The sequence below is a fragment of the uncultured Roseobacter sp. genome (assembly GCF_947496515.1).
Classification (GTDB): Bacteria; Pseudomonadota; Alphaproteobacteria; order Rhodobacterales; family Rhodobacteraceae; genus Roseobacter.
On the sequence record NZ_CANMDB010000013.1, the window covers coordinates 68,869 to 91,786 of the forward strand.

Here is a 22,918-nt window from a genome sequence, read left to right on the forward strand (position 1 = left end):
GGGAGAGCAATGCCCCGCTGCCGCCCCCCAACGCCGCGACAGGAGCAACAGGCGATGTCACTGAAATCCTGGGTAACGGCAGCATCAGTTGCCATCGCCCCGACCGCCTGTGCCTTTGCCGGCGGCACCGAAGACGCCGCCGCGCTGACCGCGGGCGAGCTTGCGACGGCAATCCGGGGACAGGAAATCTCCTACCGTGGGCGTCTCTTTGAGGGTGATCCCGCCGCCGCCTTTGCTGATGGCTATATCTTTGCCCTGGCCGAAGCGGCGGGTCGCGACAAAACCTGGTGCGGTCAGAATCTGATCGCGCCGCATGAGCTTGTCGCGCGGGTTTTCGACAGGATCGTCGACGATGAGATGGCCACGCAACCGGCCGACCTGGCCGTCATGGATGTTCTCGGGACACTTGGCCCCTGCGACTAGAAGGTAGCGTATGACCCTCTCTATCTCTTACCCCACACTCAAAAGCGGCTATCCCTCCTCCAACCCCAGAAGCGATGCCTATGTTTCGCAAGGCGATCTCTTCCGCTCGATTGGCTGGGACGCATTCATCGGAAACCCGAACTACCACAACACCTGTGCAATCCGGGTCAGCCTGGCGCTGGTGCGGGCGGGCGTGAAGATCAGCCCAAAATCGCACAACATCCTCAAAGGCGATCACAGCGGAAAAGGGGTCGAGGTCAACATGAACCGGCTGGCGAATCTTCTGGCAGGGCCGGGGTATCTCGGTGCCTATCAGGTGCTGGAGGCTGCGACGCTCGGCAACGCCCGGACGGCGCGGCAGGGGATCATCGCCTTTGTGGGTATTCCCGGGTACGCAGGAGGTGGCCACATCGACTTGATCGACAATCACAACACTGCCGATCAATGCGCCTCCGCGTGCTATTTCGGATCGGAGGAAGTCCGGTTCTGGCCCTTGTCCCCAGGCGGTACTGGCTGAGCAACGGTCGAGCGCACCCGAAAGAGATCATCCCAACAAAACCCGTACTCCGACAGGAGAGACAGCAGATGCCGGATTTTACTGAACTGAACGTCGACGGAACCAACGGTAACGATGGGGTGACCGGCGATTACCGCATGAACCGCCACCGGATTTATTTTTGCAAGACCTCAGCACCCCGGCCCTATGCGGTGCAGCTCTTTCAGAACTTCCCGCAGCATTTCAACCAGAAGGCTGCGGAGGTCAAAAAAGGCGCGCATAAGCACCACGGCCAGCCTACATTCGAGTTCTCAGGGTACATCGACCTGAGTGAAATCAATGACAACCTCCCCGAGACCAAGGATGCCTCTTTTGGCGCGCATGACGACTGGGTTGCGGTCAAGCACTACGACAAGTCCCGGGGCTTCACCGCCCAGACGCTGAAGCGCAACTATCTGGAAGCGGGTGAGAAGGCCGCGCGGGCTGCAGCTGATACCAGCTGGCACAAGATAGACGATGCTGCGATAGAAAAATTCATTTCCGTCAATCAGTATCATTTCCTCGCCGGTCGACGGTCGTGGGTGATCGGTCCCGCTTGCGAGTTTGATCATGATATTGTGCCGTCCGACATCGACACACTGATGGTTTTCGAAACCGCCGCCATCGAGCGTGTGTCACGATGGGAATACCTGCCCGGCGCGAAATTTTTCGACAAGCAGACCAAGGTTATCTGGGCGACCCTGCTGCGCAACTATGTACAGAACATGGGTCTGCAGCGGCAGGACCACCGGCCCTGGGCGGGTTGCACTCAAAAGGACGGCGTGTCTTTCGTCTACAAGCACGTGGGCACCAAAGATGAGATGATCGCCGCCAGTCGCAAGATGTGTCGGATCCACCGTAATCTGTGGCCATCCGCGAACACCTCCTGACGTCAGAAAATCCGATCAGAAAAGGGTCGTTTCCGACAAGTGTTCCATGATGGGATCGTTCGTTTCGGGATGAGCTGCCATGCAGCGCCACGGTTGATGCAAAGGCTGTCTTTTTTCTGGATGGCCGCTTTTCTCCTTGAAGGCCGTCGGATTGCCGATGGTCGCCTGAGGGACGGCGACATTCATCGCTTAATATGCCCGGCGCGCCGCCCTTAGACGAAACCTGCATCCCTGTCCGCTGAAAGCAGCGTGATCTGTGGCAACGGGCTTATGATTGACTTTCGCCTGGCGATCCCTGCAAACGGCCAACGCAGTGCTGACTGGCATCCTTACGAGCCTAACCCTGAGGCAAGGCCATGGTCATCGCAACAAACCGGGCGTCCCGGGCGAGATTCTGGTCGGAAATGTACTGCTTGACGCTGTGTGATTGAAGGTGCGGGCCGGATACCGGAGCGCTCGAAATCGACCAGCGCAAAAGACGTCACCGCCTGTTCACCCGACAGGCGAGACGGCGTCACTCGGGAGCGGTCAGAGCGCTTTATCTCAAAAATTCAAAAAAACTTTGAACCATTTCGCGTCGGGGGAGGACTAACGGTTATCTCGGCGACCTGAAGCACATGAGGCTTCGATGTGAGGGGACGGCGAGGGTTTTGAAGATATTTTATGAATGGAGAATCCAATGCCGCTCTTTAACTTTCCCAATCTGATTTTTGGTAACGGCAATATTCACGGCACGAATAGGAATGACCTCATTATCGGATCGTTCGGCGATGATTACGTGAACGCTAAGGATGGGAACGACCTGGTCTTTGGTCTGTCTGGCGACGACAAGCTGGCAGGTGGTCTCGGTGATGACACGATGTTTGGCGGTGCAGGTGATGACACCGTCGAAGGCGGCAACGGAGAGGACTATCTTTCCGGTGGCTCTGGCGACGACATCGTTGTGGGCAACAAGGGCAACGACGAGATGTTCGGTGGGCGCGGCGATGACCTGCTGGTCTGGAACAACGGTGACGGCTCGGACCTGATGGACGGTGGCGATGGCTATGACATCCAGCAGGTGAATTTCGACACCGATCTGGTGAACAATGATCTGCAGAACGATGACGTGGCCGAGTTTTCCGTGACCGACGAGGGTATTCAGTTCGCCCGCATCGAGGTGAACGGCCAGACGGAAGCCGGTCTCTTCCAGCTCGATATCCGCAACACCGAAGTGCAGGAAACCAACTTTGGCGGGGGCGACGACACCGCGGTGATCACCGGCGACGTACTGAACGAGATCAAGCTCGATCTGGATGGTGGTGACGGCGTCGATACGCTCGACCTGAGCCAGGCGGCAGAGGCGGTCAAGGTGAACCTGAAGAAAGGCACGCTGAACGACGCGCATGCGGTGAACTTCGAGAATGTCGTGGGCACCGCCTTTGATGACAAGATCATCGGGGACAATGGCGCCAACGTCCTTTCCGGTCAGAACGGTGATGACAAACTCGTCGGTCGTGGTGGCGACGACACGATCATTGGCAACAAGGGCAACGACGAGATGTTTGGTGGGCGCGGCGATGACCTGCTTGTCTGGAACAACGGTGACGGCTCGGACCTGATGGACGGCGGCAGGGGATACGACATCCAGCAGGTGAACTTCGACACCGATCTGGTGAACGACGATCTGCAGAACGATGACGTGGCCGAGTTTTTCGTGACCGACGAGGGCATCCAGTTCGCCCGCATCGAAGTGAACGGCCAGACGGAAGCTGGGCTCTTCCAGCTCGACATCCGCAACACCGAGGTGCAGGAAACCAACTTCGGCGGCGGCGAGGACACTGCAGTGATCACCGGCGATGTGCTGAACGAGATCAAGCTCGATCTCGACGGTGGTGACGGCGTGGACACGCTGGACTTCGATCAGGCATCTGGGCCCATCAGCGTGAACCTCGAGACTGGCGCGATCGAGATCGACAACGGGGCTGGCCAAGACGCCTCTGCCGTCAACTTCGAGAACGTCACCGGGACCGACAGCAATGATGTCATCGTCGGCAACGACTTGGACAACGTCATTCGCGGCGGTGCGGGGGATGACATCATGTCGGGCGGCAAAGGGGCCGACACCTTTGTGTTCTTCGAAGAAGATATCGGTGTCGATGTCATCCTCGACTTCGAAGTCGGTGTGGATCAACTGGCATTCTTGACGACAGACCCTGACGTCACGACGGAAAACCTGCTCGCCAACCTGAGCCAGGTCGGAGACGACGTCGAGTTGGCCTTCAATGACAAGGTGATCACGTTCGAAGATGCTGTGGTCACAGACTTTGGCGCCGATGATTTCATGATTGCGTAAGTAAATGTAGCATCGCGGCGCACGAGGCCCCGCCAGCTGTCGGCTGGCGGGGCTTTTCTTTGACTGTCAGCCTTGAAGCGGGCTGTTGCATCATGGATCCAAGATCGCGTTTGGGCTGCCATGCTGTGTCAGTCGCCAGTGGAGCACATCCCGAACGTCATTCGCACTGATCCGGGGCCGCACTGCTACGCAGAGCGCCGCGCAGGCAGGCGCTCCGGCATCACCAGCTTTTTGTATGTACGGCCATTGCTGAACTTGTATCGCCCGAAAGCCCCGCCTTCCGACATGCGTTCACGACAGCCAATCCATCGCGCCAATAGGCGTCAATCGCGTGCAGCAGCGTTGGGGCGTTCTCATCAAGATACTGCTTCCCAATAACCTCTATTTCCTCTTGTAACACTGAAATGCTGACACGGTTTTCGGGGCTAAGACAGATGGGGGCTATCCCTGTGAAATTGTCGACTACTTTCTCATCTGACCCAAAAAGCTTTGTCCCGGGTGCCAGCTGCACCGAACCGGCGGCCAAATTGGCATAACTACATCTGCGCCACCGTCTGCTTGCGATGAGTTGGGCTGACGTCGTCTTCGTGCATTGACCTTTTTCCGGCAATCGTTTTTGGTCGTGCCGATGGTTCTCAGCAGCCCAAAGCGCAGATGAGATGAAAAGGGAACACGGTGCGGCGTCTCCAGTAGACACCAAGTCCGTGACTGCCCCCGCAACTGTGAGTGGTGAGTGACCCCGATATGACCACTGGACGGAATGTCCGGGAAGGTTCGGGCAAACAGCGACCCGCGAGTCAGGAGACCTGCCATCACCGGCGCACATGTGCGTCGGCATTTCAACACGGTGCGGGCGGGGTGCCTGGTCAGGAGAATATGATGGCAATGCGGTTCTTCCCGCGACAACATGGTTCTTTTTCCTTCGCCCGCCCGAAAGGCGGAGGGCCAGATGGAACACCAAATTACAATCTGCACATCTTGTCGGCACACAGGCACGGAATGTCGTCCCGGCTATCAACTGATCAAGCGGCTGCGTGAGGCGATTGCCCTCGCCGGGGACGCGATCCCCCAGGACTTTGCGGTGTCAGGCGTTGCCTGCATGGCCGGATGTGACCGCCCCTGCACCGTTGCTTATCACGGGACGCGGAAAGCGACTTATCTTTTCGGTGACATAGATCCGGAGACCGACATCGAAGACCTCGTCGCATTTGCCGGACAATACGCTCATTTGCATGACGGCTGGTGTTCTTCGTGCGATCGACCGGGCAAGTTGCGCAAGTCGACCCTTGCGCGGGTGCCTGCGGCGATTGTGGCCATCGAAGAGAGCAAGGCTAAGGCGTCGTGACCGCGGCGGTGCTTTCCGTACAGGATTTGTCATGGTCACCGGCCCGCGGCACCGAAACGCTGCTGCATCAAACCAGCTTTGATCTGGCCGCGGGGCGGATACTGGGCATCGTTGGCCCGAACGGAGCCGGGAAAACCACTTTGCTTCGGCTGCTTTACCGGTTTCATCGCCCGGTTACCGGCAAAGTATGCATAGACGGCGAGGATATCTGGACACTCTCGGCGCGCAGTGTTGCGCGGCGCGTCGCCGCGGTCTTGCAGGAACAACCGAATGACTTTGCCCTGACCGTGCGCGAAATCGTGGCCCTTGGACGCACGCCACACCGGCGTGGGTTCGGCGCAGGTGCCGGGTCGCGTGACGAGGAGATGGTTAACGGTGCATTGGAACGGCTCCGCCTGCATGGCCTCGCGGGCCGCCCCCTGAGCACGTTATCGGGCGGCGAACGCCAACGGGTAATGGTTGCTCGCGCCCTCGCGCAAGAGCCGCGGCTCCTGATCCTCGATGAGCCGACCAACCATCTCGACATCCGCCATCAGCTCGAAGTGTTGGACCTGATCCGCACCCTGCCGCTCACGATTGTCACATCGCTCCATGATTTGAACCTCGCCGCAGGCGTTTGCGACGATGTTCTGCTGCTGCGCTCAGGCCGAACCGTCGGGTTTGGCCCCCCGTCTCAAGTCTTGTCCGAAGACTCCGTCGGAGAAGCATTTCAAGTCATCGCTTGCCGCGAACGGCTTTCCCTCAGCGATACCGATCACCTCACGTTCCACCTCAGAAACAAGGTATTTAGTCCATGAGAATGACCCTCCAGACGTCCGCCGCCATCATCCTGTCCGCTGGCATTGCAGCTGCCGAAACCACCGTGCGAAGCTGCGACCGGACCGTCACCTTCGATGCACCGCCAGAACGGGCAGTCTCGCACGATGTCAACTTGACCGAGATGATGCTGGTGCTTGGTCTCGCTGACCGCATGGTCGGCTATACGGGTATCTCCGGCTGGAAAACGCTGGACGAAGAGATGCGGGCCGGCGTTGAAGAGCTTCCGGAGCTGGCTGCCAGATACGCCTCCAAGGAGGTGTTGGTCGGCGCTGACGTGGATTTCTTTTTCGCAGGGTGGAATTACGGGATGAGGGTTGGCGGCGAGGTCACGCCAGAGACATTGGAACCCTTTGGCATCAATGTCTACGAGCTCACGGAGTCCTGCACCCATATCATGAACAAAGGCAAAGCGAGCATTGAAGACATGTATGTGGATTTGACGAACCTCGGTCGCATCTTCGGTGTCGCGGAGAAGGCAAGCGAACTGGTCGAAGGCTACCGCAGGGATCTCGCCACTTTCACACAAGATCTGGAGACGGGCGAACCACCACGTGTGTTCGTCTATGACAGCGGTGAAGATGCCCCGTTTACCGCTGGCCGCTACGCCATGCCGACCGCACTGATCGAAGCGGCGGGTGGGGTCAACATCATGGACGATTTTGAAAAGAGCTGGGCCACAGTGACCTGGGAAGAAGTGGTCGAGCGGGACCCGGAAGTCATTGTTATCGTCAATTACGGCGACGTCACAGCCGAACAGAAACGGGATTTCATGATGTCCAACCCGGCATTGGCCGAACTGGCAGCGGTCAAAAGCGACCGGTTCGTCACGCTGGAATATGTCGAGGCGACACCCGGTCCACGTAATATTCAGGCAATCAAGACACTCGCCGACGCTTTCTGGGCAGATTAGCCCATGGGCCGGGTCCAAGGCGGCCAAACCCGGATCAGTCGCAGCGGCAGGTTACCTGCCGTTGCTTTGGGCGGTCTGGCGGTCCTTTTGGTGTCGCTCTCTTTTGCGATCTCCGTCGGGGCCGTTCAGGTTCCGTTGACCACCGTTTGGGGGGTGTTTCTGAACAAGCTGGCGCCGGGTCTGGTCGAGCAAACCTGGTCTCAGGGCAGGGCAGCCATTGTCTGGGAGATCCGCTTTCCACGCGCATTCCTCGCTATGATCGTCGGGGCGGGCCTCGCGATGGTCGGGGCCAGTCTGCAGGCCGTCACAAGGAACCCGCTGGCGGATCCCCACCTTCTCGGGATTTCCTCCGGTGGCGCATTCGGTGCGATATTGGCACTGCTTCACACCGGCCTTTTCGTCGGTCTCTTGACGGTACCGCTGCTCGCTTTCCTTGGCGCGCTCGGTGCGACTGCCATCGTGCTCGGTGTCTCGCGTTTTGCGGATGCGACGAGCGCTGACCGTCTGGTTCTGGCCGGTGTCGCAGTGTCGTTTATCATCATGGCAGCAGCAAACCTCTTGATCTTTCTGGGCGACCCGCGGGCGGCACATACTGTCGTTTTCTGGATGCTGGGTGGGCTTGGTCTCGCGCAGTGGGGCCAATTGATGTATCCGTTTGTGGTTCTTGCGGGATGCGCCGCCTGGCTGATGCTTCGCGCCGGTGACCTGAACGCGATGACGGTGGGCGATGAAACGGCATCGACGCTGGGGATCCCCGTTTCCCGGTTTCGCCTGCTGGTATTTGTGGTCGGTGCGTTGATGACCGGGGTCATGGTCGCCTTTTCCGGTATCATCGGCTTTGTCGGCTTGATGGTTCCGCACCTCGCCCGCATGTTTGTGGGGGGCGATTACACCCGCGTCCTGCCTGGATCTGCCTTGATCGGCGCCATCTTTCTTCTCTGGGCTGACATCGCGGCTCGAACGGTGATGGCACCAGAGGACATGCCCATCGGCATCGTTTCCGGATTGATCGGCGGCCTATTTTTCATTTGGCTGCTGGGACGAAAGCGACGCACCTGAATTCATACGAGCTGCAGGTCTTGACGAAGGGCTCAGCGGCACAAGGCCGGGTGCTGGATAGATCCGGACTGAGGGTTCAGGTTGTGATTTGGACTAAACCACGAGGCTGCAACCATGCCAGTCCACTACCGAAGCCAAGGCGCCATCCGCTGTGCAAGGGATCTTTACTGAAACAGTAGGTTATTCTATACCACTCGAAACGCGCCCCACCCACCCTCAGGCAGGCTTTGCGCTGACTTAGGAGATGGATATGGGAAAAAAGATGCGTCGAGCGGTTTGTGCCACAGTGACATTGAGCATGCTGCCAACCGGTTCTGGCCTCGCGCAGGAAGCCGTATTCGAACTGCCACCACTCACTATCGGGACAGCGCTGCGGGATGATCGCGATATCCTCGACACACCGGTGGCCGGGACGGTCCGGCAAGGCGAGGAACTGGAGCGGCGCCAGGCGGACACATACCAGGAGTTGATCGGCGATATCCCCGGCGTGGTGATCGAAGGCGGCCCGCGCGGCATCTCGCAAGAGCCCAACATTCGTGGATTCCAGGATGAGCAGGTCGTTCTGCGGCTGGACGGGGGTCGGTTGAATTTCAACCAGGCACACCGGGGCAGGTTCTTTTTCGATCCCGACATCGTACAGCGGGTGGAGGTGGTCCGCGGGGGCGGCTCGACGCTCTTTGGATCGGGCGCGATCGGGGGGGTGATTGCCGTCGAAACCAAGGACGCCGCGGATCTGCTGGATCCCGGTCAAACCACCGGTGCGCGGCTTCGCTTTGGGTTTTCCGACAACGGACGGGTCGCCAGCCCGACGGCCACTGTCTACGGCGACTGGGGCCGGTTCGACGCGCTCGGGTTTCTGGGCGCGCGAGAGTTCGGTGAGGCATTGGCGGACGGCAATGGCAATGACATCCTGCGCTCGGAGGTCGACAGCCTGAACGGGCTTTTGACCCTGGGGTTCGAGCCGGCGCCGGATCAGCGGTTCGAACTGGCGTTGTCCTATTACGACGATGAGGGCATCACACCTCCCAACGCGAATGCGGCCTCCACCGCGACTGGCGATGTAGAGCGTGAGGCGGAGGTTCTGACCGGCCGTCTGTCCTGGGATTGGGCGCCGGAGAATTCCGATGTGCTGGATCTCAGCGTGCTGCTTTACGGCAACAGGTTGGAAATCGGAGAGGACCGGTTGTCGGATGGCCGGAGGGACAACACCGAATATGACACAGTCGGTTTCGAGGTGGTCAACAGATCGGCGTTCGACATCGGCATACCGGTCAGTTTGGTCTACGGGCTGGAAGCGTTTCGTGACACCCAGACGGGGACCCGCGACGGCAGCGCGCGCCCCCAGTTTCCCGATGCGGAGGCGGACACCATCGGCGCCTTCGTCGAAGCGACCTTTGCCGTGGCACCGCGCCTCGATCTGATCGCGGGCGTGCGGTTCGACGACTACAGCCGGGATGTGGACGACCCGGCCCTCGCGGATGTGAGCGAAGAATTCGTCTCTCCCCGGATCGGCTTCAGCTTTCGCCCCGACCCCCGCTGGCAGCTCTATGGCAATGTCGCGCGGGCCTACCGCGCGCCCTCGCTCACCGAACTCTTTAATGACGGCGAGCATTTTGCGGATGACATCAACGTCGGCCCGCCCTTTGGCTCCGTTCGCTTCATCAATAACTTCGTGCCGAACCCGGATCTGAAGGAGGAGAAATCGACCCAGGCGGAGCTCGGGATGCGATTTGATCAGGCCGGGGTGTTCCGCGACAGCGATACTCTGCGCCTGTCCGCCAACGCCTACTACGCAGAGGTCGATGACTTCATCGATTCCGTTGTATCGGGGCCGGATTTTTCAACCGTGGCGACCGGAACGGTCTTTGGAACGACCACGACGCGCAACGTGGATGCGGAACTCTACGGGTTGGAAGCCGAGGTGGATTACGATGCCGGGCGATGGTTCGGTGGTCTTGGGTTGAGCCTGCCGCGCGGGAAACAGACGAACGGAGAGGCTCTGGGGTCGATCCCACAGGAGAGGCTGGTCGCCACGCTGGGTTTTCGACCGACTGACGAGACGGAGCTTGGACTGCGCGCAACCTTTGCCTCGGAGCAGGAGGATGTCCCGGCGGGCGCGACCACCGGCCAGTCCTACAGTGTGCTTGATGTCTTTGGCTCCTGGTCACCGGAGAAGGGTCCCTTGGCGGGGTCGGTCTGGCGGGCGGGGGTCGATAACCTGTTGGACGAGCAGTATACAATCTATCCCAATGACCTGCCGCAAGCCGGGCGGACACTGAAGGTTTCTGTCTCGTACAAATTCTGAGGGTGCCGGGTCGGCGTGCCGCATAGAGGCCTGCTGCGGTTGAGATGCCCGCGCGTTCTGCCGTCGTGGATCCCGAGGAAACCTCTGCAGCGTCCCCTCAGGACCTCTGCGCATGAACGTGACGCCCTCCAAAAAGGCCCCGCGGACCTTGCGCTCGACGGTCTCCGATATGATCTAAGATTATACTTTTGCGCCCCGGCATGCCGCTGGTCCGCAGGTGGTTGAACCGATGCTATCTTCTGCAAAACGACACGCCGTGTTCAAACGCCACGCGGTTCGGCATTTTGCCGGACCTCGGCCTTACGATATTTGAAGTCGCCCCCGATCGCGGGTGGTGACTGGCCTATGGAGGGTATCCGGTTGTCGCGCAGAGCCCTGCCACGGACCTGCGTTTGCAAACCCACCTGCCTTCCTTCAGCTTGAGCTGAATTTGCACTATTGGTCGACATGACCATTCCCAAAGAATGCATTGCTATGTGAAGTCTTCCTACTTTTGCTCATTTGGCCGCGCGAGCCGTGCTACATCAGGGGTGCGTAGCAGACGAGTGGCATAAGCGGATACTCTGACAGACGCAGTAAAGAATTTCCTCCGCCCATTGCACCGTCGCGCTAATCCGACTAAATTCGTCAAGAAACCTTCCATAGCCACGCCGTCCGGCCCAGCCACTGGGACACCCTCTCCATTCACGTGAGGACAGACGCCGTGCAAAATGTGACGCTCACAGCCGAAGACATCCGCATACGCCGTGCCGAAACACCCCAACCGCGAGATCGGGATTTCGCCGAAGCACTGGGGGTGAGCGAGGCCGCCCTCGTGGCTGCCTATTGCGGGATGGGCGTCACCCGGATTGCCCCGCATCCCGATGTGGTGATGGGCGCTGCGCAGGAGTTGGGAGAGGTGATGGCGCTGACCCGCAATGCCTCATGCGTGCACGAAAAGATCGGCGTTTACGATCATTACCATCCCGGCCAGCATGCCGCGATGATACTGACCGACGACATTGATCTGCGTATCTTTCCAAGCCACTGGCAGCACGCATTCCTCGTCGAACGCGAAAGCGAGGCAGGAAAACGGCAGAGCATTCAGGTGTTCGACGCTGCAGGTGATGCCGTGCACAAGATCATTTTGCGCGACGGATCGAACCGCGAGAGGTTCACGCAATTGACCCGCACGCTGGCGGTGGACAACCAGTCGCCAGAAGAAACATTCGCGCACCGTCAGCCCACCGAACCCGCCAAGATCGCCGAAGACAAGATCGACATCTTGCGCAAGGAATGGCGGCGGATGACGGACACGCACCAGTTCCTGCGTCTCGTGTCCAAGCTCAAGATGAACCGACTTGGTGCGTATCGTGCGGCCGGGTTGCCCTTTGCCCGCAAGTTGACACCGGATGCCACCGACGCACTGCTGACCAAACTGCAAAGCTCCGGCACCGAAGTGATGCTGTTTGTCGGCAACCGTGGTTGCATCCAGATCCATACCGGGGCGTTGCACACGCTGAAACCGATGGGGCCGTGGCAGAACGTGATGGACCCGCGCTTTAACCTCCACCTGCGCCGCGACAAAGTGGCCGAGGTCTGGGCGGTGGACAAGCCCACGCAGCGCGGCACTGCGACATCGGTAGAGGCGTTCGACGCCTACGGCGCGCTCATCTTTCAGGTGTTCGGCGTGCCCAAGGAAGGACGCGACAGCCGCCCCGCGTTTCGCGTCATTGTTGAAAATCTGCAAGAGGTGGCCGCCTGATGGACCGTCGCAGTTTCCTCAGCCTTTTGTTTACGTTCGGTACTCTGCGCACACAGCTGTGGGCGGCAAGCGGCGCGAAGGATGTCATTGCCATCGGTGGCGATGTCACCGAGATCATCTTTGCTCTGGGCCAGGGTCACCGCCTGCTAGCGCGGGACGCGACCTCGACCTTTCCAGCGGCAGCCCGGGATTTGCCCGACGTCGGATACATGCGGCGCCTCTCCGCCGAAGGTGTGTTGTCTTTTGCCCCAAGCCTTATCGTGTCGGCCGAAGGCGCTGGCCCGCCCGAGGTGATCGACATTCTGCGCTCCGCCTCCGTTGAATTTGCAGAAGTGCCTGAAGGCTATGACGGCGATGCCATCATGCGCAAAATCGAAGCGGTGGGTGCCGCGCTTGAGGTGCCGGACAGGGCGGCGGCGCTGGCCATTGAGACCCGCACCGCGCTGGATAGGGCAGTGGACCGTGCCGTGCGCCGCGTCAGCGACCAGACCCGCGTGATGTTCATCCTGTCCACGCAAGGGGGCCGCATTCTCGTCTCGGGCACCGGTACAGGTGCAGACGGGATCATCCAGATGGCAGGCGGTGTGAACGCTGTCTCCAGCTTTGAAGGATATAAACCCCTCTCGGATGAGGCGGCGAGCGCCGCCGCCCCCGACGTGATACTGATGATGGATCACAGCGGCGATCATGCCTCGACCGACGAAGACCTGTTCGGCTTGCCTGCTTTGTCGGTCACCCCGGCAGCGGAAAGGCGAAACGTTGTTCGGATGGACGGTCTGTTCTTGCTGGGCTTTGGCCCTCGCACCGCGGACGCGGTCACCGCGCTCAACCGGGCGCTCTACCCCGCATGAGTCTATGGCGGTAGCCGATCATATCCCTCACAGCCGGGTCGCTCGTGCCCGGCAGATGCACCTGTGGCTGTCTTGTGCGCTTGTCATTGCAGGTGTCTTCAGCCTGACAATTGGTGCCACGGACGTGTCCCTTGGGCCCGCACTTCTGAAACTGGTCCAGGGGGAGGCTCTCACGCGGATGGAGGCCATCGTCTTGTGGGACATTCGCGCCCCGCGCCTTGTGCTGGGCCTGCTGGTGGGCGCGGCGCTGGCCGTGGGCGGTGCGGTTATGCAGGGCCTCTTTCGCAATCCGCTGGCCGACCCCGGTCTGGTCGGTGTGAGTGCCGGTGCCGGTCTGGGGGCGATCACCGCGATTGTACTGGCCGGCTTGGCTCCGCTCTGGCTTGCTGCTGCGGTGGGGGACCAACTGGTGCCGGTCGCCGCCTTTCTGGGAGGATGGGCCAGCACGATGATCTTGTACCGGGTGTCCACCCGCCGCGGGCGGACCTCTGTCGCAACGATGCTGCTGGCGGGCATCGCGCTCGGCGCGCTGGTAGGGGCATTGTCCGGCATTCTCGTCTACATCTCTGACGACCGACAGTTGCGCGATCTCACCTTCTGGGGGCTTGGATCGCTTGGGGGTGCCAGTTGGACAAAGGTCATTGCCGCAGGACCCATCATCCTGATCTCGGTTCTTGCGGCCTGCGCGCTCGGGCGCGGGCTGAACGGCCTGGCTTTGGGCGAAGCGACGGCGGCGCATATCGGTCTCAACGTCCAACGGGTCAAGAACCTTGCGATCCTCACGGTCGCCGCCGCCACGGGCGCGGCGGTAGCCGTCTCGGGCGGTATCGGTTTCATCGGCATCGTGGTGCCACATCTTCTGAGACTGGGCACAGGGCCGGACCACCGTCCCTTGCTGATCAATGCAGCGCTTCTGGGCGCGTTGCTGCTGGTACTGGCTGACGTGATTGCGCGGGTCATCATCGCGCCAGCCGAGTTGCCGATCGGCATCGTGACAGCCGTTCTGGGTGCACCGGTCTTTTTGTGGATCCTTCTGCGTCAGCGCGGGATGGTGGATCTGTGACGCTCGACGTGCGCGATCTGTCCGTGTCCTACGGTCGCAAAGAGGTCTTGCGCGGGTTCGGGATGGCCGCGCAACCCGGCGCGCTAACAGCCATTGTCGGCCCCAACGGGTCTGGCAAATCGACACTGGTAAAGGCGATCTGCGGGGATCTGCCCTATGACGGCAGTATCCGCCTGAATGGCATCGAAGTGGCGCAGGCCAAACCATGGGAGCTGGCGGCCATGCGCGGGGTGCTGCCGCAGGCATCGACCCTCGCCTTCCCCTTTCACGCCATTGAAGTTGTGCGGATCGGCCTGACTTCCGGCGCGGGTGGTGATCACGCGGGCCGCGCCGAAGCGGCACTTGCGCGAGTGGGTCTGCAGGACTTTGCCAACCGCTATCATCAAGAGCTTTCGGGTGGCGAACAACAACGCGTGCAATTGGCCCGCGTCCTGGCCCAGATCTGGGAACCAACGACGTCAGACGGACCGCGCTGGCTCATGCTGGACGAACCTGTCTCCTCGCTTGACATTGCGCATCAGCTCCAGGTGATGACCATCGCACGTGACTTTGCCCATGCAGGCGGTGGTGTTGTGGCGGTCATGCATGATCTCAATCTCACGGGCCTTTTTGCGGACCATGTTCTGGTGATGACCGAAGGAAAGTTACTGGCAGCGGGTCCTCCGCCGGAGGTGATGACCGATGATATTCTGTCGCGCGCCTATGGATGCAGGCTCCAGGTCGGCAAGGTGCCCACCGGTGTCGCACCCTTTGTGCTGCCGCACGGCGCGCAGGTCGGTGCGGAGAACGGGCGTTGACGTGCGATCATTGGCCAAAGGCGCTTTGAAGGTTCCCCGAACGCTCTACTGCGCGAAAAAAGTCCAAGACCTGGACAAAGCTAACCGATGGGCGCGGACTCTGGTCGGAGCAGAGCAGTAGATTGCCTTTAAAACCTCATTCATTGAGGTTCTGAAAGTACTTTTGGTGAGTGCCACAGCGTCCGTGTCGAAGCCGCCCTGTATACTTTTCCGCGCGTTTTTTGATGCAGCCTTATGCCGGATGGGACGCATCAGACGCTCCAACCCTTGATGCGGCTTTCTTGGAATATGAATTCCGATCGTGTAGCCTTTCCCGCGTTGGCTTAGCAGAGCTACTAGATCGACACGCTAGGTTGGCAGCGCTGTGCTGTTCTTTGCAGTGAGTCCCGTTGACGAAGTTGCCGCCGCGATAGGACATGGTACAAATTAGCTGATTATCGCCGCCCGTACAGTGACCATCGTCAATGACCTGTGCAGACGTGGCTACGTGGCCCGCTTTCACGTTGAACTGGCGATTGCAGGTTTTGCCGTCAGTTACGCTCAACCAGCCAAACGGTTCGGGACGCGAGGCGCACAGAAAGGTTCGCAATGATCGACAGCGCTGAATGGGTCGAACGGTTCCCCGGTCTTTCCCGTCTTGATGAACCGACCAAGCAACTGCTGTTGAAACAGAGCGCGCATGTTGCCCTGCCGAAAGACGCGGAGATCTTTGGTCCCGGCAGGTCGCCCGAACACATGCTGTTTCTTTTGGATGGCACCGTGCGGGTTCAGCAAGTGTCCGAAACCGGTCATGAAATCGTGCTCTACCGGATCGAAGCGGGGCAGAGCTGTGTTTTGACGACGGCCTGCCTGTTATCCTATGATGATTACTCCGCAACCGGTCTTGCAGAGACAGCGGTCCATGCCGCCGCGGTCCCACGAGACGTCTTCGACGATCTGGTGGCGAGTTCCAAACCGTTTCGCAGTTTTGTCTTTGCCGCGTTTTCAAAACGGATCACGGATCTTTTCCTGATGATCGACGAGGTCGCGTTCCAACGGCTTGATGTGCGTCTGGCAGACAAGCTGATAAAGCTATCCGGCGGGACGGATCAGGTTGCAACGACCCATCAGAAACTATCGGTGGAACTTGGGACAGCGCGGGAAGTGATCTCGCGCCAGTTGCAGGAATTTCAGAGACGCGGCTGGATCAAACAGGCCCGTGGCAGCGTCACCCTGCGCGACCGACTGCAGCTTCAACAACTGGCAAAACACAACACCTGAAGAAACCTGAGCCTTCAGTGACAAAGTCACCGAGTGTCCGCCGCTAGAAGGGCTATCCTTTGCGTAGCCTTTTGAGGAGAACACGACAGGACAATGAACGTTGGCAATCTTGACCGCATCTTCCGCCTTGTTCTGGGGGTGGTGCTTTTGGCGGCCCCATTTATCGGCAGCATGCCGCTGTTTGAGAGCACCGCCGCAACCGTCATCAGTGTAATCGCGGGTCTGATCATGGTTGGAACCTCGGCCATGAAGTTCTGTCCGCTCTACCGTCTCTTTGGTATCCAGACCTGCAAGCTATGATCGAGACGCTCTTTACGCCGCTTCAGTCCTTGGCAGGCGGGGTCCTGATCGGGCTGGCCGCCGTCCTGTTGATGGCAACGATGGGCCGGGTCATGGGCGCGACCGGGGTGCTTGCAGGGCTGTTGCAACCGCTCAGCCGCTCTGACCTGGGCTGGCGGGCGGCGGTCCTGCTTGGCATGGTGTCAGGCCCGATCGGTTTCACCCTCGTCACGGGCAGCATGCCTGCGGTGCAGGTGCCTCACTCAACACCCATGCTGGTGATCGGTGGCTTCCTGGTTGGCATCGGTGTCACCTTTGGCGCCGGGTGCACATCGGGTCACGGGGTCTGCGGCATCGCTCGTCTGTCACCACGCTCCATCACGGCGACGCTCACATTCATGCTGACGGCTGGTGTCACCGTCTACCTGATCGGCCGCGGTATGGGGACCTGATCCATGCGGCTGATCACGTGTTACATCATCGGCCTTGTCTTTGGTCTCGGCATTTCTCTCTCGGGCATGGCGAACCCCGCCAAGGTGCTCAATTTCTTTGATGTCGCCGGGAGTTGGGACCCCAGCCTCGCGTTTGTCATGGCGGGTGCGCTGATCGTAACGTTCGTCGGTTACCGCCTTGTGTTGAAGCGGCACGCACCGCTCCTTGCGGCTGATTTTCAGCTACCCAAGCGACGCGATCTGGATCTGTCTCTCATTGGCGGCGCCACGGTTTTTGGCGTAGGGTGGGGCATCGCAGGCTTTTGCCCCGGTGGGGCATTGCCCGCACTTGGGACCGGAAACAGTGACGTCGTAGTTTTTGTCGCAGCCCTGGTGGCAGGCATCCTTGCCGCCAAACGCGTCCAGTCCGGATGGAGAAAAAGGGCCGGAATGCCCGCCTGATTTTGGAGGAGATCAAATGACCTACCCGATAGACCTGTCCGTCAAACCGGAGGTTTCAGGCCATTTTGACGAGGCAACAAATACGATCACCTACATCGTGAAAGATCCGGGCAGCAATCATTGCGCGATCATTGATAGCGTGATGGACATAGACTATGCCGCTGGCCGGATCACCTATGAGGCGGCCGACAAGCTGATTGCCGAGATTACGGATCGTGGTCTGACCCTCGACTGGATCATCGAGACCCACGTACACGCCGACCACCTGAGTGCCGCACCCTATCTTCAGGATAAGCTGGGCGGTAAAATCGGCGTCGGCGAAAAGATCATGGTGATCCAGGAAACCTTTGGCAAAGTCTTCAACGAGGGTACTGAGTTTCAGCGCGACGGGTCTCAGTTCGATGCGCTCTTCAAGGACGGGGACACCTACATGATCGGAGGCATGCAGGCCTTTGCGATCTACACACCGGGTCACACACCGGCCTGCATGGTGCATGTGGTGGGGGATGCTGCCTTTGCCGGTGATACGCTTTTCATGCCGGACGGCGGCTCTGCGCGCTGTGATTTCCCGGGCGGTTCGGCCGGTGATCTCTATGACAGCATCATGAAGGTTCTGTCCTTGCCCGACGAGACCCGCCTTTTCATGTGTCATGACTACGGCCCGAACGGTCGCGCCATCCAGTGGGAGACGACGGTCGCAGATCAAAAGGCCCACAACATCCATGTGGGGGGCGATAAAACACGTGAGGACTTCATCAAATTCCGCACCGAACGCGACGCGCAGTTGAGCATGCCGAAACTGATCATCCCGTCCTTGCAGGTGAACATGCGCGCGGGCGAAGTGCCGACCGACGCGCAGGGTAACCCAATGCTGAAAGTACCCGTCAACGGCATCTGATGAATGGGGGAGGAGGAAGACCATGAAAGCGAAGACACTCACCTCGGGCGTGTCCGTCAGTGGACAGATCGTGCCCGCGGACATGCGAGCGATCAAGGACGCGGGGTTTCGCGCGATCCTGTGCAACCGTCCCGATGGCGAAGGCCCGGATCAGCCAACGTTCCAGGAGATCGCCAAAGCGGCACAGAACATGGGGCTGGAGGCATCCTATCTTCCTGTCACGGCAGGCAAGGTTACCGATGAAGATGCGGCGGCATTTGCCCAAGCACTGACCGAATTGCCAGGCCCGGTTCTGGCATTTTGCGGAACGGGAATGCGTTCAGCCACGCTCTGGTCCCTGTCCCAGGCCAGGCAGCGTAGTCTGGCTGGTATCCTCGCGACGACGAAAGCGGCAGGCTATGATATGGCCGGGGTTGTGCGCCGCATCGTGAACGGTGGCAAGACATCCACGGACAGGGGCGATGCCAGTTTCGAGGTGGTGATCGTGGGTGCGGGTGCTGGTGGCATCGCGGCGGCGGCCAGCCTCAAGGCCCGCAAACCCGATCTTGAGATCGCAATCATCGACCCGGCGGACATTCACTACTACCAACCCGGCTGGACGATGGTTGGCGGGGGAATTTTCGAGCCGCACCAAACATCGCGCACGATGGGGTCGCTCATTCCGCGGGGGGTCCACTGGATTCAGGCCGCCGTCGCCGCTTTTGAGCCTGAGAACAACGCGATTGTCCTCGATGAGTGCCGTGTGGTGAAATATACGCGCCTGATAGTGTGCCCTGGGTTGAAGCTGGACTGGAACAAGGTCGACGGGCTGGTTGACACGCTTGGTCAAAACGGGGTGACCTCTAATTATCGTTATGATCTAGCGCCTTACACCTGGAAGTTGGTGCAGAGCATGAAAGAGGGTCGCGCGATTTTTACGCAGCCGCCGATGCCGATCAAATGCGCGGGCGCGCCCCAAAAGGTGATGTATCTGTCGGCGGACACGTGGCATCGCAGGGGTGTGTTGAACAGGATAGATATTGAGTTCAACACAGCCGTCGGTGTCTTGTTCGGGGTCAAGGACTACGTGCCGGCGCTGATGGAGTACGTGAAAAAGTACGATGCAGGGTTGAACTTCTTCCACAACCTCGTTGCGGTGGACGGCCCGGCGAAAAAGGCGTGGTTTGACGTGGCAAAACCTGACACCCCGGTCGAGAGGGTTGAGATGGACTTTGACATGATGCACGTCTGCCCCCCGCAAACAGCACCTGATTTCATCCGCGTCTCGCCTTTGGCGGATGCTGCCGGTTGGGTTGACGTGGATCAGGCCACGTTGCGCCACACGACCTACGACAATGTCTGGTCACTGGGTGATGTGATGAGCGCACCAAACGCCAAGACGGCGGCCGCTGCACGCATTCAGGCGCCGATCGTGGCCGAAAACATCGTTGCCGATATGCGGGGCGGCGCGCCTGTTGCGCAATACAATGGCTACGGTTCGTGCCCGTTGACGGTCGAGCGCGGCAAGATCGTTCTGGCAGAGTTCGGCTACGGCGGAGCGATCCTGCCAAGTTTTCCCAAGGTGCTGCTGGACGGCACAAAGCCGACCCGTGCGGCATGGTTTCTGAAAGAACGCATGCTGCCGCCTGTCTATTGGAAAGGCATGCTCAAAGGGCGTGAGTGGCTGGCCAAACCGGAAAAGATTGCCGCTGAATAGCGCGGAGGGTGAGTTTGGCTACTTCTGTTGGGTCAAATGCGCAAAGTACCGTGCCACCGCATCGGCAAAATCCAAACTGCGGCTATGCAGGCCCGCCAAGTCGCCTTGGCGGATAAGTATAAGGCACTCTGGACGCGCCTCCAACATGTCCGCGAAATCCTCAGCGACGAGGTGACATGGCGTGTCATCGTCGATGGCTTTCCCTCCACGACCAGCGGCGGAGGCGACATGCCCGCTCCGCCCACGGATTTCAAAGCAGAAGTCATCGACTGATGCCAGAAAAAGGCATTTCCGGAAAGGAACGAGCCCGGTGGCCCGTCGGGCAAAGTAGGAAGCGAGTAGACCTCCGAAATGTCGACCCGCTCGTCACCATCGTAAGACCGCGCTCGCGGATGTGTCGCGCAGCACCGAACAGCATGATCGTGCGCCCAGCGTGATCAATGGCATGCAGAGCGACAGGTTTTCTTCGTAAACCGGCAGGGCGTCCACATTTGCTCGGAGCCCCGCCCCCCGCTGCCGGAGGTCAGGTCGTTTTGGGTAAATCCGCGATGGATCTCGCCCACCCTGAACGCTTCAATGCGATGAGTAATGGTATCCGCCGTTTTGTGACACCCAGATCCAGAACCAAAAACTCCGTGTTGAGGCGCATCGCGTCCGGGGGCGCTCGTCAATTCGGATAGCGCCATCGGGATTTCGCTTTGGGTGGTCAGACTGTTGGTGCCTTCGATTAAGTCTGGTTCTTCGGACGAGGTATAATTTCTGTCGCTGCGCCCGGGCGCATGGCGTTGTTCAAAAGCCTCTGCTGCGGTGCGTTGACATCAACAGCGTGCAACCTGTCCGCCGCTTTCTGGGAGGGCCTGCGGCGGATGGCATACGTAATGTGTAGTCTGGGCTCGTTTCGAGCGGATCCTCGATGCTGTCTGGGCGCGGGCGCGCCAGGCTGACTGACATCGGAAAGTCAAAACGAGGCAGATGGTCCGAAAAACGTGGGTCGCGGCGGCAAACGGCAGCGGTTTATAGATGCGACGAGCCTCCTGTCGAATGAAGAAATGGACGCCATAAAGGTGACCGACCGTGATGCTCACGGCTAGGTCTTAAGGAAAGAGCGAGCCGAGCCCGTAGGAGGCCGGCCAGAGCCGGATCAACAACACGTTGCTGCGAATGAGTGTGCAAAAATCGCCTGCCAACCAGACCATCAGCTGCCCTGCGCCTCACCGCTGCGCGGCGGCCTCTCCAGCAACCCAGAGGACCGTGTCGAGGTAAGACACAGCAAGTCACCCCCTAGGTAGAACGTCAGAGACCCGTCCATTGCACCTGCCGTTTGGCGGGTTGCCAGCGCTCTATGCGGGCGGCTGCAAGACCAGCATGTTCAAGACTTCCTGATCCGGGGAGGCTGGTGCAGGATCGCTCTAACATCCTCAGCGTTAATCAGCGACGAGAAGACGAGGTTCTGCCGCAGCGCCGGTTCTGACGTCAGCCAGGCCCGCAATTTCAGTAACTATCAGTTTGGCTGATAGAGAATTGCTTTTGAACGGGTTTTTCATCAGTATCTACCGGTCGGCTATGAAGGATCACGAGCGCTGGTAAACGCCGGGCTGCATTGCAGTGCCCGGTCTCAGCTAACGGATACGATCATACCCGTCATCAAGGGACCGTGGCTGGAGTACGGCATGGACCCAACCCGCATGTCTCCCGGAGATGCCATCCAGTGTATCCATTACTTCGGCGCCTGTGTTTTAATACTTGTCAGTAACCGATTGAACCCTTTCAGATAATCGGAAAAGGACCACTCGGTGTCCGGCGCTGTCTGGTGGTCTTGCCAACCGTGCTGCTCAGGCTGCGTCTCTACCGGGCTGAAGTTGCGCCGGAACCGTCCGGTTCATAGGAAGGCGATGTGCAGCGGTACCATGTTTTTAACCCACCAATCGACCAGCCCAACACGACCGAGAACATAGAGGCGGGTTGCACCGTTACGCAGTGCAAGGCGCCGCTGGCCGAGGGCGATCTGGAAAAGCTTTTCGCCTCAGCCCCACGTGCCTTGAGGGATCAAACCAGACAGATATAACGCACAGAGATCAGACGCTGGGATATGTGACAACGCCGGGTGACATTGCGTGGCCCTTGTTTCCCCGCCACCATCGGCAGACCTGCCCGGAGACTGACGCGACCCATGCAAGACCAGTTCAGCCACAGTGACAGCCGCTTTTTGCAGGCCTTCCTGCGCCCTGCCTGGGTGGTGATGATGGTTGCGCAGATGGTGCTGGGGCTCGGGCTGGCGGTCACGCTGATCGTGAAATACTACATGCTGGTGGTGGGAACGAGCGTCTGCACGGCGGATGCGAACACGTTGGGCAACCTGATCCGCTGTACGCCGACGCTGAACATCGTCGCACACTTCGTCCTGGCGGTAGCGGCCTTTCGCTTTGCGGCATTTATGTTCGCTGACCGCCCCCAGGCGCTTTTGGGGCCGTTGATGGTCGCCTTGGGCGGAACCCTTCTGAAGGTCTTGTCCGACCTTACGCATGGGTCCGCCAGCTGGGCGGGGGCTGCCACCATCGTGACCTTGATGTTGGGGATCTCGGCGATTTTCGGCGCCCAGGTCTATTTGCGCAACAGCGCACGGCGCAGCGACAGCTGATCCCCTTCAACAATGAAATCATGTGGTGGGGTAGGGTTCTCCGGTGTGCCCGGCAGCGGGCGTCGGTCCCCAAAAAAGAGACGACCGGGTACGCAGCCGCACTTGTCGTGATCCGGGATCAGCCTGCCATGGGGCACGATTATGCCACGCCCGATGCGCCTTTCCAAAGGCCGCTCTG

At 59.8% G+C, this 22,918-nt stretch carries 22 protein-coding genes and 1 riboswitch; of the genes, 21 read left to right on the top strand and 1 reads right to left on the bottom strand.

Annotated elements, in window-relative coordinates; all coding sequences use genetic code 11:
• Positions 1-54: 54 nt before the first annotated feature.
• The 3 genes from Q1A53_RS19230 to Q1A53_RS19240 are packed head-to-tail and all read left to right on the top strand — an operon-like array spanning position 55 to position 1,848.
• On the top strand, positions 55-423 hold the full coding sequence (locus Q1A53_RS19230) for a hypothetical protein (RefSeq protein WP_299969577.1): 369 nt from the start codon (positions 55-57) through the stop codon (positions 421-423).
• A gap of 10 nt (positions 424-433) precedes the next feature.
• Positions 434-940, top strand: coding sequence for a type VI secretion system amidase effector protein Tae4 (locus Q1A53_RS19235; protein ID WP_299969580.1), 507 nt, complete (start codon positions 434-436; stop codon positions 938-940).
• Positions 868-1,848: a hypothetical protein gene (locus Q1A53_RS19240; RefSeq protein ID WP_299969584.1), complete on the top strand. Its 981-nt coding sequence runs from the start codon at positions 868-870 to the stop codon at positions 1,846-1,848. The genes Q1A53_RS19235 and Q1A53_RS19240 overlap by 73 nt, the downstream gene beginning before the upstream one ends.
• Positions 1,849-1,863: 15 nt before the next feature.
• Here Q1A53_RS19240 and Q1A53_RS19245 read toward each other — a convergent pair whose 3' ends face one another.
• Complete coding sequence (locus tag Q1A53_RS19245; RefSeq protein WP_299969587.1) at positions 1,864-2,034, bottom strand: hypothetical protein; 171 nt, start codon at positions 2,032-2,034, stop codon at positions 1,864-1,866.
• A gap of 481 nt (positions 2,035-2,515) precedes the next feature.
• Here Q1A53_RS19245 and Q1A53_RS19250 point away from each other — a divergent pair, with 481 nt between their 5' ends.
• From Q1A53_RS19250 to Q1A53_RS19335, 18 genes are all read left to right on the top strand, one after another.
• Positions 2,516-4,183, top strand: a complete 1,668-nt coding sequence (locus Q1A53_RS19250) for a calcium-binding protein (protein WP_299969590.1) — start codon at positions 2,516-2,518, stop codon at positions 4,181-4,183.
• A 612-nt stretch (positions 4,184-4,795) separates the two neighbouring features.
• Positions 4,796-5,012: riboswitch (cobalamin riboswitch) on the top strand.
• Positions 5,013-5,132: 120 nt separating this feature from the next.
• Positions 5,133-5,528 (top strand): DUF1636 domain-containing protein, encoded by a 396-nt coding sequence (locus tag Q1A53_RS19255; RefSeq protein WP_299969592.1) that lies wholly within the window; start codon positions 5,133-5,135, stop codon positions 5,526-5,528.
• On the top strand, positions 5,525-6,325 hold the full coding sequence (locus Q1A53_RS19260; RefSeq protein WP_299969594.1) for an ABC transporter ATP-binding protein: 801 nt from the start codon (positions 5,525-5,527) through the stop codon (positions 6,323-6,325). The genes Q1A53_RS19255 and Q1A53_RS19260 overlap by 4 nt, the downstream gene beginning before the upstream one ends.
• Positions 6,322-7,257, top strand: a complete 936-nt coding sequence (locus tag Q1A53_RS19265) for an ABC transporter substrate-binding protein (RefSeq protein WP_299969596.1) — start codon at positions 6,322-6,324, stop codon at positions 7,255-7,257. The genes Q1A53_RS19260 and Q1A53_RS19265 overlap by 4 nt, the downstream gene beginning before the upstream one ends.
• Positions 7,258-7,260: 3 nt before the next feature.
• On the top strand, positions 7,261-8,316 hold the full coding sequence (locus Q1A53_RS19270; RefSeq protein ID WP_299969598.1) for an iron ABC transporter permease: 1,056 nt from the start codon (positions 7,261-7,263) through the stop codon (positions 8,314-8,316).
• A 286-nt stretch (positions 8,317-8,602) separates the two neighbouring features.
• Positions 8,603-10,621 (top strand): TonB-dependent receptor, encoded by a 2,019-nt coding sequence (locus tag Q1A53_RS19275; RefSeq protein ID WP_299969601.1) that lies wholly within the window; start codon positions 8,603-8,605, stop codon positions 10,619-10,621.
• A gap of 712 nt (positions 10,622-11,333) precedes the next feature.
• Positions 11,334-12,365 (top strand): ChuX/HutX family heme-like substrate-binding protein, encoded by a 1,032-nt coding sequence (locus Q1A53_RS19280; protein WP_299969738.1) that lies wholly within the window; start codon positions 11,334-11,336, stop codon positions 12,363-12,365.
• Complete coding sequence (locus tag Q1A53_RS19285) at positions 12,365-13,216, top strand: ABC transporter substrate-binding protein (RefSeq protein ID WP_299969603.1); 852 nt, start codon at positions 12,365-12,367, stop codon at positions 13,214-13,216. Before Q1A53_RS19280 ends, Q1A53_RS19285 begins: the two co-directional genes overlap by 1 nt.
• A 4-nt stretch (positions 13,217-13,220) precedes the next feature.
• Positions 13,221-14,279, top strand: coding sequence for an iron ABC transporter permease (locus tag Q1A53_RS19290; protein WP_299969606.1), 1,059 nt, complete (start codon positions 13,221-13,223; stop codon positions 14,277-14,279).
• The gene (locus tag Q1A53_RS19295) at positions 14,276-15,076 is read left to right on the top strand and encodes a heme ABC transporter ATP-binding protein (RefSeq protein ID WP_299969607.1); all 801 of its coding nucleotides are present in this window, start codon (positions 14,276-14,278) and stop codon (positions 15,074-15,076) included. The genes Q1A53_RS19290 and Q1A53_RS19295 overlap by 4 nt, the downstream gene beginning before the upstream one ends.
• A 588-nt stretch (positions 15,077-15,664) precedes the next feature.
• The gene (locus tag Q1A53_RS19300; protein WP_299969609.1) at positions 15,665-16,336 is read left to right on the top strand and encodes a Crp/Fnr family transcriptional regulator; all 672 of its coding nucleotides are present in this window, start codon (positions 15,665-15,667) and stop codon (positions 16,334-16,336) included.
• A gap of 93 nt (positions 16,337-16,429) precedes the next feature.
• Positions 16,430-16,636: a DUF2892 domain-containing protein gene (locus Q1A53_RS19305; protein WP_299969611.1), complete on the top strand. Its 207-nt coding sequence runs from the start codon at positions 16,430-16,432 to the stop codon at positions 16,634-16,636.
• A complete protein-coding gene (locus tag Q1A53_RS19310) occupies positions 16,633-17,067 on the top strand; it encodes a YeeE/YedE family protein (protein ID WP_299969614.1) in 435 nt (144 codons plus the stop codon). Before Q1A53_RS19305 ends, Q1A53_RS19310 begins: the two co-directional genes overlap by 4 nt.
• Positions 17,068-17,070: 3 nt before the next feature.
• Positions 17,071-17,508 (top strand): DUF6691 family protein, encoded by a 438-nt coding sequence (locus Q1A53_RS19315; RefSeq protein WP_299969616.1) that lies wholly within the window; start codon positions 17,071-17,073, stop codon positions 17,506-17,508.
• 16 nt (positions 17,509-17,524) lie between these two features.
• Positions 17,525-18,406, top strand: coding sequence for an MBL fold metallo-hydrolase (locus Q1A53_RS19320; protein WP_299969618.1), 882 nt, complete (start codon positions 17,525-17,527; stop codon positions 18,404-18,406).
• 22 nt (positions 18,407-18,428) lie between these two features.
• Positions 18,429-20,102: a bifunctional protein tyrosine phosphatase family protein/NAD(P)/FAD-dependent oxidoreductase gene (locus Q1A53_RS19325; RefSeq protein ID WP_299969621.1), complete on the top strand. Its 1,674-nt coding sequence runs from the start codon at positions 18,429-18,431 to the stop codon at positions 20,100-20,102.
• A gap of 105 nt (positions 20,103-20,207) precedes the next feature.
• A complete protein-coding gene (locus Q1A53_RS19330) occupies positions 20,208-20,375 on the top strand; it encodes a hypothetical protein (protein ID WP_299969623.1) in 168 nt (55 codons plus the stop codon).
• Between the two features lie 1,897 nt (positions 20,376-22,272).
• The gene (locus Q1A53_RS19335) at positions 22,273-22,740 is read left to right on the top strand and encodes a hypothetical protein (protein WP_299969624.1); all 468 of its coding nucleotides are present in this window, start codon (positions 22,273-22,275) and stop codon (positions 22,738-22,740) included.
• Positions 22,741-22,918: the final 178 nt, after the last annotated feature.